Annotated in this window: 14 protein-coding genes; 6 read left to right on the top strand and 8 right to left on the bottom strand. The window is 67.9% G+C overall.

Annotated elements, in window-relative coordinates; all coding sequences use genetic code 11:
- Positions 1-127 precede the first annotated feature (127 nt).
- Positions 128-3,040: a TonB-dependent receptor domain-containing protein gene (locus tag QM732_RS24540; RefSeq protein ID WP_415658701.1), complete on the bottom strand. Its 2,913-nt coding sequence runs from the start codon at positions 3,038-3,040 to the stop codon at positions 128-130.
- Between the two features lie 345 nt (positions 3,041-3,385).
- Here QM732_RS24540 and QM732_RS24535 point away from each other — a divergent pair, with 345 nt between their 5' ends.
- A complete protein-coding gene (locus QM732_RS24535) occupies positions 3,386-4,618 on the top strand; it encodes an NAD(P)/FAD-dependent oxidoreductase (RefSeq protein WP_415658700.1) in 1,233 nt (410 codons plus the stop codon).
- Here the strand turns inward: QM732_RS24535 and pcaF are convergent, their stop codons facing one another.
- From pcaF to QM732_RS24520, 3 genes are read right to left on the bottom strand one after another with little or no spacing between them, the layout of a single operon-like run.
- On the bottom strand, positions 4,619-5,821 hold the full coding sequence (pcaF, locus tag QM732_RS24530; RefSeq protein WP_415658699.1) for a 3-oxoadipyl-CoA thiolase: 1,203 nt from the start codon (positions 5,819-5,821) through the stop codon (positions 4,619-4,621).
- On the bottom strand, positions 5,818-7,266 hold the full coding sequence (locus QM732_RS24525) for a 3-hydroxyacyl-CoA dehydrogenase (protein WP_415658698.1): 1,449 nt from the start codon (positions 7,264-7,266) through the stop codon (positions 5,818-5,820). Before QM732_RS24525 ends, pcaF begins: the two co-directional genes overlap by 4 nt.
- Positions 7,263-8,060 carry an enoyl-CoA hydratase-related protein gene (locus tag QM732_RS24520; protein ID WP_415658697.1) on the bottom strand — a complete coding sequence of 266 codons (798 nt, stop codon included), beginning with the start codon at positions 8,058-8,060 and terminating at the stop codon, positions 7,263-7,265. The genes QM732_RS24525 and QM732_RS24520 overlap by 4 nt, the downstream gene beginning before the upstream one ends.
- Positions 8,061-8,174: 114 nt before the next feature.
- On the opposite strand from QM732_RS24520, the gene QM732_RS24515 reads away from it, so the two are divergent.
- From QM732_RS24515 to QM732_RS24505, 3 genes are all read left to right on the top strand, one after another.
- Complete coding sequence (locus QM732_RS24515; RefSeq protein ID WP_415658696.1) at positions 8,175-9,233, top strand: sensor histidine kinase; 1,059 nt, start codon at positions 8,175-8,177, stop codon at positions 9,231-9,233.
- Positions 9,230-9,994 (top strand): LytR/AlgR family response regulator transcription factor, encoded by a 765-nt coding sequence (locus QM732_RS24510; protein WP_415658695.1) that lies wholly within the window; start codon positions 9,230-9,232, stop codon positions 9,992-9,994. Before QM732_RS24515 ends, QM732_RS24510 begins: the two co-directional genes overlap by 4 nt.
- 109 nt (positions 9,995-10,103) lie before the next feature.
- Complete coding sequence (locus QM732_RS24505; protein ID WP_415658694.1) at positions 10,104-11,822, top strand: M14 family metallopeptidase; 1,719 nt, start codon at positions 10,104-10,106, stop codon at positions 11,820-11,822.
- Here the strand turns inward: QM732_RS24505 and QM732_RS24500 are convergent.
- From QM732_RS24500 to QM732_RS24485, 4 genes are read right to left on the bottom strand one after another with little or no spacing between them, the layout of a single operon-like run.
- Complete coding sequence (locus QM732_RS24500) at positions 11,819-12,814, bottom strand: substrate-binding domain-containing protein (RefSeq protein ID WP_415658693.1); 996 nt, start codon at positions 12,812-12,814, stop codon at positions 11,819-11,821. The genes QM732_RS24505 and QM732_RS24500 overlap by 4 nt on opposite strands.
- On the bottom strand, positions 12,811-13,665 hold the full coding sequence (locus QM732_RS24495; protein WP_415658692.1) for a 23S rRNA (adenine(2030)-N(6))-methyltransferase RlmJ: 855 nt from the start codon (positions 13,663-13,665) through the stop codon (positions 12,811-12,813). Before QM732_RS24495 ends, QM732_RS24500 begins: the two co-directional genes overlap by 4 nt.
- A gap of 21 nt (positions 13,666-13,686) precedes the next feature.
- Complete coding sequence (locus QM732_RS24490) at positions 13,687-14,631, bottom strand: serine hydrolase domain-containing protein (RefSeq protein WP_415658691.1); 945 nt, start codon at positions 14,629-14,631, stop codon at positions 13,687-13,689.
- The gene (locus tag QM732_RS24485) at positions 14,598-14,894 is read right to left on the bottom strand and encodes a hypothetical protein (RefSeq protein WP_415658690.1); all 297 of its coding nucleotides are present in this window, start codon (positions 14,892-14,894) and stop codon (positions 14,598-14,600) included. The genes QM732_RS24490 and QM732_RS24485 overlap by 34 nt, the downstream gene beginning before the upstream one ends.
- A gap of 125 nt (positions 14,895-15,019) precedes the next feature.
- Here QM732_RS24485 and QM732_RS24480 point away from each other — a divergent pair, with 125 nt between their 5' ends.
- Both QM732_RS24480 and QM732_RS24475 read left to right on the top strand, forming a co-directional pair.
- Positions 15,020-16,108 (top strand): alkene reductase, encoded by a 1,089-nt coding sequence (locus QM732_RS24480; RefSeq protein WP_415658689.1) that lies wholly within the window; start codon positions 15,020-15,022, stop codon positions 16,106-16,108.
- A gap of 62 nt (positions 16,109-16,170) precedes the next feature.
- Entirely contained in the window at positions 16,171-17,355 is a 1,185-nt protein-coding gene (locus QM732_RS24475) for a hypothetical protein (RefSeq protein WP_415658688.1), read from the top strand.
- Positions 17,356-17,366: the final 11 nt, after the last annotated feature.

Genomic DNA, 17,366 nt, shown 5'->3' with positions numbered 1-17,366 from the left:
GATGAAGCGGCCCAGCCATTGTCCGGGTTCGATGAAGCGACCCGGACAATGGCACCAATGAAAACAGGCCCCGAAGGGGCCTGCTGCAGGATCGACCGCCCCATGGGGGGCGGTCAGGCCAACCTGCCTAGAAGGTGGCCTGGACGGTCGCGGTATAGCGACGGCCGATGACGTCGTAGACGCTCGGGAACGTGTTGCCGTAGTTGGACGAGCCCGGGCCGATGCCGGTGCCGACCAGCGGCGGCTGCTTGTCGAACAGGTTGTTCACGGTCAGCGACAGCTTCAGGTTCTTCAGGATCTGCCACGAGCCATTCAGGTCGAAGTAGTCGAAGGCCTTGATGCTTTCGTTGACGGGCAGGAAGTTGCCGGCGTTGTTCGCCGCCGCACCCGTGGTCTGCACCGAGGCAGCACCGATGTGACGCCACGACAGGCCCAAGGCGTAGTCACCCAGCGTCCACGATGCACGCGCATTGAAGCGCGTCTTGGAGAACGGAGTACCTACGTCCACGCCGTAGTAGCCGGCCTGCTCCAGGGTTGCAACGGTGGGCAATGCCTTGAAGTCGGCCCGCTTCAGGAAGCTGGCCATCAGGTTGAAGTCGACGCGGCCGGCGTTGGGCAAGCCCAGAGCCTTCAGCGGCAGGCGGTAGTTCGCACCAAGGTCGATACCCGAGTAGTTGTAGTAGCCCAGGTTGGACGACTGAGTGCTGACGCCCTTGCTGCCCGTGCCATTCAGGCCGCCGTTCAGCGGGTCGCGCTGGATCAGCTGGCAGAAGGCGTTGTAGGTGAAGCCAGGATTCAGCGCCGGGTTGTAGCAGCCGTTCATGACCTGCGAGGCGGTCGGGCTGGACACGGCACCGTTGATCTCGATCTTCCAGAAGTCCAGCGTCAGCGACAGGTTGTCGACGAAGACCGGCTCCCAGACGGCACCCAAGGTTGTGGTGTCGGCCTTTTCGGGACCCAGGTTGGGGTTGCCGCCGCTGGTGTTGTTGATCTGGCTGGAAGACGGCGCCGACACGTTGCCGATCTGCGCGGTGGGCACGCCGGTCTGCTGGCAGATGTTGGTCAGCGTACCGGCTTTACCGGCATCGGCCGCGTTGATCAGGTTGCCCTGGCATTGGTCGGTCGACTGCGACGACAGGCCCGTGGTGATCGGCGCATACAGCTCGTTCACGTTCGGGGCGCGAGTCGCACGCTGCAGCTCGCCACGGAACTTCAGGCCCTTGATGGGCGCGTAGATCAATCCCTTCTTCCAGCTGCCGTAGCGCTGCGTGCCGCCGATCGATTCGAACTCGGTCTGGCGGTAGCCATAGCTGGCGTCCAGCGTGTGGACCAGGAACTTGTTCTGCACCAGCGGCATGTTGGCCTCGGTGTAGATTTCCTTGAACTTCAACGTACCGCTACGGTCGGGCGTCGGGGAACCAGAGCCCAGCAACTCGCCCTGCGTCTGCACGACTGCGTCGGAGGCATTGCCGCCGAAGACCTTGCGATCTTCATAGCCGACAGCCAGGCCCAGCGGGCTCTTGGCCCAGGGGCTCTTGGCGATGCCGATCTCGCCGCTGGCGGAAACAGCCATGACATTCTGGTCCACGCGGGTGGTCTGGAAGGTCGGCGTGGCAACGAAGGCCAGCATCTGCGGCGTGATGGTGCCTGCAGCGCCGAACAGGTTGATCGGCACGCAGCCGCCTGTCGTCACGGTACACGCGGAGGTGCTGACGGCGCGGACCGCCTGCTGCAGCTTGCTGGCCGAGAAGCCGTTGCCGGTGCGCTGGATCTGATCCGAACGGCCCGTCTGGTAGTAGGCATCGTAGGTCCAGCCGTCCAGCAGCGGGATGTCACCGCGCAGGCCAGCGGTGTACTGGGTGGTCGTGTTGTCGTAGCTGTAGATACGCGGGCCGGCTTCGACGAAGCGGCGGGCGATATTGGCGCGGAACTCGGTCGTGCTGCCGGGAACGCAGTTGGCGGCCGAGATGTTGTAGGCGGCGCAAAGCTGCGCACGGACGGCCGGCGTGATGTACGGGTTGCCGATGGGAATGTTCAACGCCACACCGAACGTGCCCGACGGAGCCAGATTCAGCGTCACATTGGAACGCGTGTGGAAGATCTCCGCATAGGCCTCGGCGTAGTCGTTGATCTGGAAACGGCCCAGCGCGGTAGCCTGGGTGCGAGTCAGCGGCGTCTCGAAGTAGTTCGGCGGGTTGGTGTTGTAGCCGTCCGGAGGCGCCGTGCCGACAGCGGCTCGCAGCAGGCCGCTCGACGAGTCGATCGTGCGGTCACCGGCGATCGGCGAAGGCATGCCAGACCAGATGGCCGGCACGGCGGTGCCCGAGAAGCCGCCCGGGTTGCCCGTTCTGGACGAGATCACCACCGGCGAGTAGTCGCGCTGGCCCAGGTTCAGGGGCGTCGTGCGCGTGGTGCCGACATGCAGCACGACGTTGCCGCGGCCGTCTGCCAGGTTGGCGCCGATGGTCAGGTCGTTCTTGTAGCGCTGGCCATCGCCTTTTTCAGAGGCGCTATACAGCGTCGTGGCATCAATGCCCGAGAAATTGCGCTTGGTCACGAAGTTCACGACGCCGGACACGGCGTCTGCGCCGTACACCGCGGAGGCACCGCCGGTGACCAGATCCACGCGATCCAGCAGCGACACGGGGATGGTGTTGGTGTCGACGACGCCACCCAGCGTGGCAGGCACGATGCGGCGGCCGTTGATCAGCACCAGGGTCCGGTTGGAGCCGAGACCACGCAGGTCGATCGACGCCGTACCGTTGGACCCGTTGTTCATATTCGGGCCAATGGCCGGATAGGAGGAGGGCAGGCCACGCACCAGCTCTTCAACCGCGACTGGCTGCTTGATGGTGATGTCTTCCTTGCCGACCGAAGTGATCGGGCTGCTGGACTCGGCACCAACCGACTTGATGCGGGAACCAGTGACTTCAATGCGCTCGAGCTTTTCGGTCGAGGCTTCTTGGGCCATGGCCGAGACGGCGCCCAGCGTGCCGATCATCGCCAGCGCGGCCGCGCTTCTGACGTTTCGTTTAAACATAACTACTCCTTCGTGAGGAATTTCTCAACGCATGTTGCGGGTGATTTGGAAACGCGAACCCCTCGCGGAGAAACGCTTTTTCGCGGCGCGAGTCTGTCGATTGCCGGCTGGACGGCCGATCCGGGTAGGCCCCAATAGACTGTGAAACTGGGCTTTCCGCGTCCTTTACACAATAGAAACCTAGGGCAATCACCGCCCCTGCAAGGGGTGACTGACGGCACTGGCGTTGTCACACGACCACACATATCCAATTCGCCCGAACGGGTCAGGTGGGTCTTCCGGGTGGTATTAACCCCTTTAGAAACGACTTCTAGAATTGCCGCCCCCAATCGAGATCCCATCGAATTGACTGCAGATACACAGGGAGGCGTCCCGCCCGCCGGGCTGGACTGCGAGGTTCTGATCGTGGGCGCCGGCCCGGCCGGCAGTGCCTGCGCACAGTTGCTGGCCAACGCCGGCCTTGCTGTCTGGCTGGTCGACCAGCACCCTCCGGGCCGCGACAAAACCTGCGGGGACGGCCTCATCCCCGACGCGCACAAGGCCCTGGCTCGCCTCGGCCTGCTGGACGAGGTGATGCGTCTGGCCAGGCCCGTAAGCCACGTGGGCTGCATCGGCCCACGCGGTGGGCGTATCGACGTTCCCGGCTCGCTGGCCGTGCTGCCGCGGCGCGAACTGGACGCACTGCTGCTGCGCGCTGCCCGGCAAGCCGGCGCCCGCTTCGAGCAAGCGCGCTTCGAGGCCCCGCTAGAGCAGGACGGACGCGTCGTCGGTGCACGGCTCAGGCAGGGCGACAACCTCATCGAGGTGCGGGCACGCTGGGTCGTGCTGGCCACCGGTGCGGTGCCCAGGGCGCTGACAGCCGCCGGCATGTGCGAGCGCCACACGCCCAGCGGAGTTGCGCTGCGCGGCTATGTGAAGGCACCGGAGATGGTCGGCAGGATCCAGGCGCTGGAAGTCGTCTGGGACAAGTCCGTGCGTCCCGGCTATGGCTGGATCTTCCCGGCTCCGGACGGCCACTTCAACATTGGCGTCGGGGTGACGGACAGCCACCGGGATCTGGGCGGCAAGGGCCAGAAGAAGGACGTCAACCTGCGCGCCATCTTCGACGCCTTCGTCGCCAAGTACGCACCAGCGGCAGAACTGATGCGCGTCGGTGAACTCGTCGGCGAACTCAAGGGGGCGCCGCTGCGCTGCACGCTGACCGGTGCGAAATGGACGCGCCCCGGCCTGCTCGTCACCGGCGAAGCCGCCGGCAGCACCTATTCCTTCACTGGCGAGGGCATAGGCAAGGCGATGGAGACGGGCATGCTGGCAGCAGACGCGCTGCTCAAACATCTCGACGATGACGTGGCCGCGCGCGCCACGTACGAAGCCGGGCTGACGGCCCTAAAGCCCAAGTTCGACCTCTACGAGCGAGCCAACCGCGTCAACGCCCACCCCTGGCTGGCAGACCTGCTGATCTGGCGCGCCAACAAGAGTCCGCGGCTGCTGAAACGCATGAGTGGCGTACTCAACGAGACCAGCAACCCGGGCAACCTCGTCAGCCTGAAGGGCCTCAGCCGGCTCTTCTTCGAGTGATCAGACGCGTTCGATCACCAACGCGATGCCCTGGCCCACGCCGATGCACATCGTGCACAGCGCGTAGCGCCCCCCGATCACCTCCAGCTGGTTGACCGCGGTCGTCACGAGTCGGGCACCGCTGGCGCCCAGCGGATGGCCCAGAGCGATGGCACCGCCGTTGGGATTCACGCGAGCGTCGTCGTCCGCCAGGCCCAGGTCCCGCAACACAGCCAGGCCTTGCGCGGCAAAGGCCTCGTTCAGTTCGATGACGTCCATCTGCGCAAGCTGCAGGCCGGTCAGCGCCAGCACCTTGCGCGTAGCCGGCGCCGGACCTATGCCCATGATGCGCGGCGCCACGCCGGCCGTCGCCATGCCGACGACGCGGGCGCGTGGCTTCAGGCCGTGGCGCGCAGCCTCAGCCTCGCTGGCAAGCAGCAGCGCGCAGGCGCCGTCGTTGACGCCGCTGGCGTTGCCGGCCGTCACGCTGCCATCGGGCTTCACGACGCCCTTCAGCTTGGCCAGCGCCTCGATGCTGGTCTCGCGCGGATGCTCGTCCAGCAGAACGCGCAGCGGGTCGCCCTTCTTCTGCGGCACATCCACCGGCACGATCTCACGCTCGAAGAAGCCGCGCTGCTGCGCTGCGATGGCCTTGCATTGAGAAGCCAGCGCCATGCGGTCCTGCGCGTCGCGCGGGATGCCGAAGTCGCCGGCCACGTTCTCAGCCGTCTCGGGCATGGAATCCACGCCGTACTGTGCCTTCATCTGCTTGTTGACGAAGCGCCAGCCGATGGTCGTGTCATAGACGGCATTCGCGCGGCTGAAGGCACTCTCGGCCTTTGGCATCACGAAGGGCGCTCGGCTCATGCTCTCGACGCCCCCGGCGATCATCAGGCCGGCTTCGCCGGCACGGATTGCGCGCGCGGCGGTGCCGACCGCATCCAGCCCCGAGCCGCACAGCCGGTTCACCGTCACGCCCGGCACATCCTGCGGCAGTCCAGCCAGCAGAGCGGCCATGCGGGCGACGTTGCGGTTGTCCTCGCCGGCCTGGTTGGCGCAGCCGTAGATGACGTCAGCCACCTGCGCCCAGTCCACACCGGGGTTGCGGGCCATCAGTGCCTTCAACGGCAGCGCACCGAGGTCGTCGGTGCGGATGGAGGAGAGCGTGCCGCCATAGCGGCCGAAGGGCGTGCGGATGGCGTCGCAGATGAAGGCTTGGATCATGTCGTGTGGCGCAGGTAGGGGCTGATGCGATAGCGCTCGCCGCGGTAGTGGGCGTCGAGCCGGTCAAGCAAGGCGACGACGGCGCCGGCGCCCCAGTGGCCCAGCCACTCGAAGGGGCCGGCCGGGTAGTTGACGCCCAGCTTCATGGCCGCGTCGGCGCCACCTTCGTCACAGACGCCTTGCTGCACGGCGTCCGCGGCCTCGTTGATGAGCATGGCGATGGTGCGCGCGACGACAAGGCCCGGCACGTCCACCATCTCGCGGGGGGCGAAACCCAATGCCGACAGCCAGCCCACGGGATCACTGAAGTTGCCGGACGTGGCATAAGCCAGGTCCGGCCCGGGGCCTAGCGGCAGGTCGAAGACGACGACTGGCGCCTGCAGCTCCCGCCCGACTGCAATCTCGCGCGCAGTGCGGCCATCGGTGAGGCGGACCTGCGCGCGGTCAGCCTCCAGGCCGACCCAGTCGCTGAGGACTTGCCGTTCGGCGTGCGGGAAGGCCGCCGCGAATCTCTCTGCGACGAAACCCTGACCATGCACGACCAGTCGCTTGGCGTCGGGAACCGCAAAGCCGCAACCCGGCAGTGCCGGTGCACCCTCAGGGTAGCGGTAGAAGCCCCGCCCGCTCTTGCGGCCAAGGAAGCCAGCGTCCACCAACTCCTGTTGCACCAGCGACGGCGTGAAGCGGCGATCGAAGAAGTTGGCCGCGAACACCGAACTGGTCACCGCGAAGTTGGTGTCATGGCCAATCAAGTCCATCAACTCGCAGGGCCCCATGCGGAACCCCGCCGCGCGCAGGCAGGCGTCGATGAGCTCAGGCCGGGCCGCACGGTCCTGCAGAAGCATCAGCGCCTCGGCGTAGTAGGGCCGCGCGATACGGTTGACGATGAAGCCCGGCGTGGAGCGCGTATGCACCGCGGTCTTGCCCCAGCGATGAGCGAGATCAAAGACGGCCTGCGCAACTTCGGGCGCCGTGCCCAGACCCGACACCACCTCGACGAGCTTCATCAGCGGCACGGGATTGAAGAAATGCATGCCAACCAAGCGCTCGGGTCGCTTCATGCCGCGGGCCAGGGCCGTCACGGAAATGGACGAGGTGTTGGTCGCGATGACGGCCTCGGCTGGCAGCAGTGCCTCGAGGTCGGCGAACAGCCCGCGCTTGACGTCCAGGTTCTCGACGATGGCCTCGATGACGAGATCGGCGGTGCAAAGGGCATCGACGGGCGTGATGCGCGCCAGCGCCTCCTGGGCAGCCTCCGCTGCCAGCCGGCCCTTGGCAACCAGGCCATCCAGCGTCTGCGCGAGCTTGGCCTTGGCGGCCTCGGCGGCGCCGGGTCGGGCATCGAAGAGGGCGACGTCATGGTTGGCCTGGGCGGCCACCTGCGCAATGCCTGCACCCATGAGGCCGGCACCGACGACGAGGATGCGGGAATCGTTCAGAGTCATTCGGAAGCCATCCAGTTGGGCTTGCGCTTGCCAAGGAAGGCCGCAAAGCCCTCGCGGGCCTCGGGCGTGGTGCGCACACGGGCAATGGTCTGGGCCGTCAGCTCGCGCACGTCCGCCGTTACCGGACCGGGCGCCAGCCGCGCGTAGAGCTGCTTGATCTCGGCCTGCGCGCTCGGTCCGCTGGCAAGCAGGTCGGCGACCAGCGCGGCTACAGCGGCGTCCAGGCCTTCGGCCGGCACCACCTGCTGCACCAGGCCCATGCGCCGCGCCTCGTCCGCGGCGACGCGCGAGGCCGTCAGCGCCAGCCGGCGCGCCTCGCGCAGGCCCACAGCGTTGACCAGGTGCGGGCCGATGACCGCCGGCAGGATGCCCATCCTGGCCTCGCTGACCGAGAAGCTGGCGGCGTCGGACGCTACAGCCATGTCGCAGGCGCACACCAGCCCTACGCCGCCGCCCAGTGCTGCGCCCTGGACGCGGGCGATCGTCGGCTTCGGGCATTCGGCGATGCGCGCCAGCATCGCCGAGAAGCGGCGCGCATCGGCGAGGTTGTCGTCCTGCGACGCGGCGGCGGCCCGCTGCATCCACTGCAGGTCGGCGCCAGCACTGAAGTGCTTGCCGGCTCCGGCCAGCACGATGACGCGCACCGAGTCATCGCCCCCCAGCAGCTCGAAGGCGGCGTCCAGTTCGGCGATCAGCGCCTCATCGAAGGCATTGAACACGGTGGGCCGGTTCATGGTCAGCAGGGCGACGTCGTCGTCGCGGCGTTCGAGTTCAAGCGCGGTCCAGGCAGGCATGCCGGCATTCTGCACTTTTCCCGACCGATCGGTCGAATAACCATCCATGCGCGTGGATCTGCCATTCGCCGCAAGCCGGCACAGCCCATATGCGGCCCCTCCTAGACTGCGTCCATGCCTGCTCCCTCACCCTTTCGCCGCTGGCTCGCCGCCGACTGGTCGCAGTGGTTCTACCCCGGCCCGCGCCGCGTCTTCTCGGCAGACGAGATGGCCCGCGCCGGCAATCAGCCTTGGCCACGTGGCATAGATCACTACGTCTACGTGAACCTGGTGCTGGTGCTGGCCGTCACCACCCCGTCCCACCGGCATTTCGCGTGGATTTGGCCAACCGCGCTGATCCTGGGCTGGATGACGCTGGCCGTGGCCCGATGGCTGTGGCGCACACCCACGACCAAGCGGCTGAACCTCGCCTGCTACGTCGTCGGCTTCATGGTTGGCGTGGGGGGCGTGCTATGCGCCAAGCTCGGCTGGCGGGAAGAAACGCAGGCCCAGCTTCCGCTGGTGCTGGCCATCATGGCCGCCGTGCTATCGGCCTGGTGGCTGCTGACCCTGTTCCGCGCCCAGCAGATCGAGGCCCGGCTGCGGGAGCTTGCCGAGCAGGACGCCGCGCTGCGCCTGCAGAGCCGCCTGGCCACGGCCCAGATCCAGCCCCACTTCCTGTTCAACACGCTGGCCTCGCTGCAGCACTGGGTGGACACCGGCGACGCCCGCGCCGCGCCGCTGCTGCGTGACTTCACGGCCTATCTGCGCGCCACGCTGCCCATGTTCGAGCGCGAGCTGCAACCGCTGGCCGACGAGATCGAGATGGTCAGACGCTACCTCGCCATCATGCGCGCCCGTCTGGGTACGCGGCTCGCGTTCGACATCGACGTGCCGGCCGAGCCGGACGTCCTGCTGCCGCCGGGCCTGGTGCTGACGCTGGTGGAGAACGCCATCGCCCATGGCATCGAGCCCCAGCTGCGTGGCGGCCATATCGGGATCACCGGACGTCGCCATGGCCAGCAGCTGGTGCTGAGCGTGCGCGACGACGGCCCCGGCCTCACACCCGGCTGGGCCGAGGGCGTGGGCCTGTCCAACACGCGCCGCCGCCTGCTGCAGGCCTGCCCCCAAGCCACCCTGACCCTGCAGGACGCCCACCCCGGCTGCCTGGCCACACTGACCCTGCCATCATGAACCTCACCGCCCTCATCGCCGACGACGAAGAAGCCCCGCGCGAGCAACTCCGCGCCGCACTGGCCCGCCTGTGGCCCGAACTGGACATCGTGGCCACCAGCGCCAACGGCGTCGAGGCCTGGGACGACTGCCTGGCCCATGAGCCCGCCATCGCCTTCCTCGACATCCGCATGCCGGGCCTGACCGGCCTGGAAGTGGCACTCCGGCTGTCCGCGCTGGCCACGCCGCCGCTCATCGTCTTCGTGACGGCCTTCGACGACCATGCGCTGTCGGCCTTCGACGCCGGCGCCGTGGACTACGTGCTCAAGCCGGTCGACGACGAGCGTCTTGCGCAGGCGCTGGCCCGGCTGCGCCCACGCCTGGCCCAGCCGGCGCCCGACACAAGCGCCCTGCAGCAGTTGCTGGCAAGCCTGCCCCAGCTGAGCCAGCCCAGGCCGACGCCGCGCCCCATCCAGGCAAGCATAGGCCGTGAAGTGCAGCTGATTCCGCCGGACGAGATCCTCTATTTCGAGGCCGACCAGCGCTACACCCGCGTCGTCCACCAGGGCGGCGATGCGCTGATCCGCACGCCGCTGCGCGAGCTGCTGACCCAGTTCGACCCGGACCAGTTCTGGCAGATCCACCGCAGCGTGCTCGTCAACAGCCGCTGCATCGCGCGCGCCATCCGCGTCGACGAGGGCACCATGGTCGTGACGCTGCGCGGCCGCGACGAGAAGCTGCCGGTGTCACGCCAGTTCCAGGCCCTGTTCAAGGGCCAGTGAGATTCGCCCAGGGCAAACCCCTGGGCGGCCGCGCATGCCGGCTCCACACAATCCGCGGCATTCCGAAATGCCCCCTCCCGAGGCCACAGCCAGGGACACCGTCTCCATCATGCCCAGCCCACTGCCCAACCCACGCTTCGACCACTTCTATCGCCACGACGAACTGACCGCCCTGCTCTTCGCCTATGCCGAGGCACGCCCCAACCTCGTGTCGGTGCGCTCCATCGGCAAGAGCTACGAAGGTCGCGACATCTGGGTCGTGGTCGTGACCCATCTGGCCACGGGCATGGACATCGACAAGCCGGCGCTTTGGGTGGACGGCAATATCCACGCCGCAGAGCTGACCGCATCGACGACCTGCCTGTACTACCTGCACTGGCTGCTGAAGGAGCATGGCGGCACGTCAGCCGAGGCCCAGCAGATCAACCGGCTGCTGGATACGCGCACGCTTTATCTGGTGCCCCGCCTGAACCCCGACGGTGCCGAGCTGGCCCTGGCAGACCGCCCGCGCCACATCCGCAGCTCCACCCGCCCCTATCCCTACACCGAGGAGCCGGTGGACGGCCTGACCGCCGAGGACATCGACGGAGACGGCCGCATCCTGACCATGCGCGTGCCCGACCCGCATGGCGGCTACAAGAAGCACTCTGGCGACCCGCGGCTGATGGTGGCGCGCGAGCCCGGCGAGTTCGGCGGCGAGTACTACCGCCTCATCCCCGAGGGTTTCATCAAGAACCACGACGGCCTGACGGTCAAGGTCAACCCCGACCGCGAGGGCCTGGACCTGAACCGCAACTTCCCCGGCGAGTGGCGACAGGAATTTCAGCAGCTGGGCGCCGGCCCCTACCCCACCAGCGAGCCCGAGGTGCGGGCCATGGTGGACTTCGTCACCCAGCACCCCAACATCGGCGCGGCCATCAGCTTCCACACGCACAGCGGCGTCATCCTGCGCCCCTGCGGCACGCGCAGCGACAAGGACATGACGCCCGAGGATCTTTGGCTGTTCCAGAATTTCTCGGCGCTGGGCGAGCGACACACCGGCTACCCGGCCATCAGCATCTACGAGGAGTTCCGCTACCACCCCAAGGAAGTCATCACCGGCACGCAGGACTGGGTCTACGAGCACCTGGGGGCGCTGTTCTGGGTGGTGGAGCTGTGGTCGCCCAGCAAGGAAGCCGGCGTTGAGGTCGAGAAGTTCATCGACTGGTACCGCGAGCATCCTGTCGAGGACGACCTCAAGCTGCTGAAGTGGAGCGACGAGCAATGTGGTGGCCAGGCCCATGTCGACTGGACGCCCTTCCAGCATCCGCAGCTGGGCGCCGTGGAGATCGGCGGCTGGGACAAGATGAACTACTGGCGCAACCCGCCACCTGCGCTGCGCGAACGCGAGGCCGCGCGCTTCCCGGCGTGGATGACGCAGATCGCGATGAGCCTGCCCAGGCTGGAGCTGATCCGCACCGAGGTGCGCGCGCTGGGCCCGGACATGTGGCGGGTGCGCATGGCCGTGGCCAACGCGGGCTATCTGCCGGCCTACGTCACGCAGCGGGCGTTGGAGCGCAAGACGGTGCGTGGCGTCATGTTCGAGATCCACCTGCCTGTCAGCGACCCGACCGTGAGCCTGGTCAACGGCAAGGAGCGCATGGAAGGCCCGCAGCTGGAAGGCCATGCACCCAAACAGAGCCAGCTCGCCTTCCTGTTCAACAAGCATCCCACCGGCGACCGCGCGGTGGCGGAGTGGGTGGTCCGCGCCCCGGTGGGTACGCGGCTGGCCCTCAGCGCCAGTGCGGAACGCGCCGGCGTCGTGCGCACGGAAGTCGTGCTCGACTAGGTCGACCTGACAACCAGTTCGGTCGGCATGATCTCGCTGGCGGCGCCCTGGCCGGCGATGAGGTCCAGCACCTTGCGCGCCAGCAGCACGCCGCCATGGTGCCAGTCCTGGCGCACGCTGGTCAGCGGCGGTGCAAAGCTCTGGGCCGCGGGCGAATCGTCATAGCCGATCACTGAGACCGCGTCAGGCACGGCCAAGCCCGCATCCGTGAAGGCGCGCACGGCGCCCATGGCCAGCAGGTCGCTGGCGGCGAACAAGCCGTCGGGCGGCTTGCCGCCCTTGGCCAGATGTGCCTGTACGGCCGTGAAACCGGCCCCGAAGGTGAAGGCCGCAGGCGTCAGCGTCTGGGTCTTCACACCGGGCGTGCCGGCCTTCTTCAGCGCCTTCACGAAACCCTGCTGGCGGTCACGGATCTCGGCATGGCGCACGTCCCCCAGGAAGAGCAGCTCGCGCCGGTTCAAGCGCAGCAGCCGTTCGGCCGCGCTGGCGCCCCCATGGGCGTTATCGCCACCGACGACGACGGCATCGCCACGGCCGTGCTCGGCGCCCCAGACGACCAGCGGCAGACCCATGGCCGCGGCCGACTTCACCGCCGAGCCGTTGGCACCCTGACCCAGCAGGATGACCCCATCCGCCGACGCGGCCATGCCCTGGCCCGGGCTCTGCATGGCCGACAGCAGCACGCTGTAGCCGCGCGACGTCAGCTCCTGCGTGATACCACCCAGCAGCTGCAGCGGGTAGGCGTCGGTCATGGGCCGGTCGGTATCAGGCTGCATCTCCAGCATGACGGCCACCATGTGGCTGCGGCGCAGCCGCAGGTTGCGTGCATGGTGGTTGAAGCGGTAGCCGGCAGCCTCGGCCAGCGTCTTGACGCGCTCGCGCGTGGCTGGCGTCACCGAGGGGCTGTCGCGCAGCGCGCGCGAGACGGTGATGGTCGACACGCCCGCCAGAGCGGCGATCTGCTCCATCGTGACCGGCTTGCTCTCCGTCATACCGCCTTTTGCTCGAGCACGTAGTTGGCACCGTCGTACTGGCCCAGGCGCTCCACCAGCAACGGCAGGCATTCGGCCAGCTCGTCGTGCAGTGTGAACGGCGGGTTGGCAATGAACATGCCGCTGCCCATCATGCCAAAGCCTCGCTCGTCTGCCTGCGTGACGGTGAGGCGCACATGCAACCAGCCCTTCTTGGCAGCAGCATCCGCACTGGCTTTCAGCCGCGTGGCGAGCTGCGTGGACTCCAGCAACTGCAACTGCGGGTACCAGACCATGACGACGGTGTCCGGCGCACGCTCCAGCGCCTCGCGCAGAGCCGCCAGCACCTTGGCGTAGTCCGTCTTGATCTCGTAGGGTGGATCCATCAGGAGCGCGGCGCGCCGCGTCGGCGAGGGCAGCTCGGCCTTGATGGACGCGAAGCCGTCGCGGTCGCTGACCTGGGTATTGGGGCGGCTCTCCAGGTAGGTGGCGAGGATGCGGTGGTCGGTGGGGTGCAGTTCGTAGGCGCGCAGCCGGTCGGTGTCGCGCAGCAGGAAGTTGGCGATGGCCGGCGAGCCCGGGTACTGGCGCAGTTGGCCATCGGGATTGAAGGCGCGCACCAGGCTCACATAGTCGGCGAGCGGTGCCGGCAGGTCCTGGCGGTCGTAGAGCTTGGCGATGCCCTCGGAATACTCCGCGTTCTTCTGCGCATAGCGCCCCTCGACCGAGTAGCCGCCGGCGCCGGCATGCGTGTCGATGAGCGTGTAGGGCTTGTCTTTTTCGCCCATGTAGCGCAGCACGCGGGTCAGCACCAGGTGCTTGAGGACGTCGGCATGGTTGCCGGCATGGAAGGCGTGGCGATAGGCGAGCATGCTCCGATTGTCGCTAAGCCTTCACAAAGCGGCGCGAGCAAAGATGCCGGCCACCGTGGCGGCGATGGCGTCGGGGTTCACGGCCGACTGATTGGTCAGCACGGCGACCGACCAGACCGATGCGCGACCGAGATAGCGGGCGTAGCTGGCACGGTAGCCCGGGATGAAGCCGCCGTGCCCCACCTTGGGTACACCCCAGGCGCTGCGGCTGACGATCCAGCCCAGGCCGTAGCCCAGCGGCCGGCCGTCCTCCCCCAAGCCCTGCCCCATGGCCGTCGGCCTGGCCCACAGCTGGGGCAGCGCCGCCAGATGCGCCGTGAAGCGGGGCGGCAGGTCTGCACCGTCGGCGGCACGCCCGGACAGGCCCGCATCCCAGCGCATCAGGTCGCGCAGGCTGAGCTGGATACCGCCACAGCCACCACCATAGAAGGCCTTCTGGACCGGCGGGAGCTGCGCGCCGATATCCAGCACACGGCCGTCGGCAGAGACCGCACAGGGCGCCGCCATGTCGGCGAAGTCGGTGCCGGCCTTCAGGAAGCGGGCTGACGCCATGCCCAACGGCTCGAAGACGCGCTGCCGCATGAAGTCTGTGTATGGCGCCCCCGTGACTCGGCCCACCAGCATGCCCAGCACGTTGTAGCCCGCATTGCTGTACAGAAAGCGCTGCCCTGGCGGCGAGCGCAACGCAAAGCCCTGGAACGCGGCCAACTGCTCCGCCTCGGAGAAGGGCGCGCCGCCGCGGGCTTGCATCTGCCGGAGCAGGCCGGCATCGGCCAGCATGTCGTCGGGCTGTGTGGGGTCACCCGCGCTGCGCAGTCCGGCCGTGTGGTTGAGCAGCTGGCGGACGGTGATGGCCCGCCAATGCGGGGGCACGGCCTCCAGATGGCGCCGGATGGGGTCATCAAGGCGCAGCCGGCCGTCCACGGCCAGCATCAGCAGCGTCTGCGCCAGCAGGGGTTTGGACACCGAGCCGATGCAAAACGCGTGCCCTCGTCAATCGCGTCGGATTCGCCCGGCCGGGCGGTGCCCCAGCAACGCGTGAACTGGGGCAGACCGTCGCGCAGCACGGCCAGCGCCAGCCCGGGGATGCGCTGGTCCGCCACGAGATCACCGACGAATTCCCCGGCACGACGGGCGGGATCGCCCTGCGCCGCACGGACCCAGCCCATGCTGCCCAGCAGGTTCAGGGCCAGAAAACCACGGCGCGCAACACTCGAAGTCAGAGTCATTCGAAGATTCTGCAGACGCGGCGGGCTTGCGATTGGGATAACACATCCCAAATCAACCGCATGCGCCACAGGACAAGGCTGCTTGCGTAGCCTTGCGCCCATCCACTTTCCGCTTGCTCGTCCACATGCCCACGTTGTTCGACCCCGTCCGCTTCGGCGACATCCATCTCGCCAACCGCGTCGTCATGGCGCCCCTCACTCGCAACCGCTCGCCGCAGCAGACACCGCAGGCGCTGAACGTCGAGTATTACCGCCAACGCGCAGGCGCCGGCCTCCTCATCACGGAAGCCACCCAGATCCGCCCCGACGGCCAGGGCTACTTCGATACGCCCGGCATCCACAGCCCCGAGCAGATCGCCGCGTGGAAGCAGGTGACCGATGCCGTCCACGCGGAAGGCGGCAAGATCGTCGTGCAGCTCTGGCACGTAGGCCGCATCTCGGTCAAGCGCCTGCAGCCGGGCGGCCAGCAACCGGTGTCGTCCACCAACCGCGCGGCCAAGACCCGTACCTATGCAGCCCATGGCGAGCTGGTGCCCACCGACGAGCCACGCGCGCTGGCGACGCATGAGATCCCCCAGCTCATCGCCGACTACGTGCAGGCCGCCAAGAACGCCGTGGCCGCCGGCTTCGACGGCATCGAGGTCCACGCCGCCAATGGCTATCTGCTGGAGCAGTTCCTGCGCGACAGCGCCAACGACCGCAATGACGAGTACGGCGGCTCCATCGAGAACCGCGCCCGGCTGCTCATCGAGGTCATGACGGCCATCGCCGCCACCATTGGTGCCGGCCGCACAGCGCTGCGCCTGTCGCCGGTCACGCCGGCCAACGACATCGGCCAAGACAGCAGCCCGCAGGCCCTCTTCAACTACGTGGCCGAGCAGCTCAGCCCCCTGAAGCTGGCTTTTCTCGAGGTCGTGGAAGGCGCAACTGGCGGCCCGCGCGACAACGCGCCCTTCGACTACGCCGAGCTGCGCCGCCGCTTCAACGGTCCGTACATCGCCAACAACGGCTATGACCGCACGATGGCGCTGGATGTCGTCGCCAGCGGGCGCGCCGACGCGGTGGCCATCGGCCGGCCCTTCATCTCCAATCCCGATCTCGTGGAGCGCCTGCGCGCCGACCTGCCCTGGGCTCCGGCACAGAAGGAGACCTTCTACGGCGGCGGCGCAGCGGGCTACACCGACTACCCTGTCGCCCAGCGCCAGCGGGCCTGACGCCGGGCAGCCCCCGGCGTCTCGGCCCGCTCGGGCGGATCCCGCAACAACACCGGCAAGCCATGAGCAAGGCCCTTCTCGCTCTAGCCCTGATCACGTCGCTTGCGGGGCCGGCGCCCGCGGCCACCCCCATCAAGATCCTGTTCGTCGGCAACAGCTACACCTTCGGTCGCGCGAACCCGGTGATGGGCTACAACGCCGCCGCCGTGCACGACCTGACGGCGAGCTTCAACGCGGTCAGTGCGGCCGGCACCAACAGCCATCCTGTGGGTACGTCCGGCCGGGGCAGTTTCGAGCCCCATCCGTGGGGCGGCGTGCCCGGCATCTTCAAGAGGATGACCGACGCGGCCGGCCTGAGCTACGACGTATCGCTGTCCACCCGCAACGCGGCCTCACTGCGCGGCCATTTCCTGAACCTCTACGGCAAGGCCTGGGACCTGCGCGGCAACGTTGCCAGCCAGGCCTGGGATGTCGTCGTCCTGCAGGAACAGAGCGACGGCGCTCTGCCGTCCGGCAAGGCAAGGCACGCCGGCTTCGCGGCCTTGCGCGCCTACGCCATCCAGTTCGAGCGCTTCATCCATGACGGCGCGGAACGGAACTTCACCGAGACCCAGCTCTTTGGCGGCCTGGCGGCCTGTCTGGCCGCGGGCCAGCCGCAGACCGCCTGCGATACCCACCACCACATCCACGCCAATGCAAATGCCAGCCCAGCCACCAGGATCTACCTGGAGCAGACTTGGGCCCGGCCCGACATGGTGGAGGCGCACAGGATCACGAGGCCCGACCTGGCGACGGCCGATGGCCGTCCCATTGCCGCTGGCGGTACCGCAATGTCGTACTACACCGATCTTGCCGGCATGACGGCCGACCTGCGTCAGGCCTTCAACGACATCGCGGCCTCCCACCCGGGCTTCGCTGGCGTCGTGCCGGTGGGCGACGCCTTCCAGAGGGCCATCGACGAGGGCCTGGCCCGCGGCCGCGGCTTCTACGACACCGAAGGTCGCTTTGCGACGGACAGCACCGGGCCAGTCGACCTCTGGTGGCTGGACCGTACGCATGCGAGCAAGTACGGCTCCTACCTCAGCGCGCTGACGCTGTTCGGCGCCATCACCGGCCTGGATCCGCTGAGCCTGGGCTCTCACGAACAGGCGGCCGTCGACCTGGGGCTGGACGCAACGACTGCGCGCGCGCTGCAGCGCGTGGCCAGCCGGCAACTTGGGTTCGATGGAGCGCCGGCGCAGCGCTAATTCCTCAAGCC

The organism is Roseateles sp., assembly GCF_047654805.1.
GTDB lineage: Bacteria > Pseudomonadota > Gammaproteobacteria > Burkholderiales > Burkholderiaceae_C > Pelomonas.
The sequence above is the reverse complement of the archived record's forward strand: the minus strand, read 5'-3'. Positions and strand labels throughout refer to the sequence as shown.

Excerpts from the sequence above, each read along its gene's own strand:
- QM732_RS24540 (WP_415658701.1), bottom strand. The coding sequence starts at position 3,040 with ATGTTTAAACGAAACGTCAGAAGCGCGGCCGCGCTGGCGATGATCGGC.
- pcaF (WP_415658699.1), bottom strand. The coding sequence starts at position 5,821 with ATGATCCAAGCCTTCATCTGCGACGCCATCCGCACGCCCTTCGGCCGC.
- QM732_RS24525 (WP_415658698.1), bottom strand. The coding sequence starts at position 7,266 with ATGACTCTGAACGATTCCCGCATCCTCGTCGTCGGTGCCGGCCTCATG.
- QM732_RS24520 (WP_415658697.1), bottom strand. The coding sequence starts at position 8,060 with ATGCCTGCCTGGACCGCGCTTGAACTCGAACGCCGCGACGACGACGTC.
- QM732_RS24515 (WP_415658696.1), top strand. The coding sequence starts at position 8,175 with ATGCCTGCTCCCTCACCCTTTCGCCGCTGGCTCGCCGCCGACTGGTCG.
- QM732_RS24510 (WP_415658695.1), top strand. The coding sequence starts at position 9,230 with ATGAACCTCACCGCCCTCATCGCCGACGACGAAGAAGCCCCGCGCGAG.
- QM732_RS24505 (WP_415658694.1), top strand. The coding sequence starts at position 10,104 with ATGCCCAGCCCACTGCCCAACCCACGCTTCGACCACTTCTATCGCCAC.
- QM732_RS24500 (WP_415658693.1), bottom strand. The coding sequence starts at position 12,814 with ATGACGGAGAGCAAGCCGGTCACGATGGAGCAGATCGCCGCTCTGGCG.
- QM732_RS24495 (WP_415658692.1), bottom strand. The coding sequence starts at position 13,665 with ATGCTCGCCTATCGCCACGCCTTCCATGCCGGCAACCATGCCGACGTC.
- QM732_RS24485 (WP_415658690.1), bottom strand. The coding sequence starts at position 14,894 with ATGACTCTGACTTCGAGTGTTGCGCGCCGTGGTTTTCTGGCCCTGAAC.
- QM732_RS24480 (WP_415658689.1), top strand. The coding sequence starts at position 15,020 with ATGCCCACGTTGTTCGACCCCGTCCGCTTCGGCGACATCCATCTCGCC.
- QM732_RS24475 (WP_415658688.1), top strand. The coding sequence starts at position 16,171 with ATGAGCAAGGCCCTTCTCGCTCTAGCCCTGATCACGTCGCTTGCGGGG.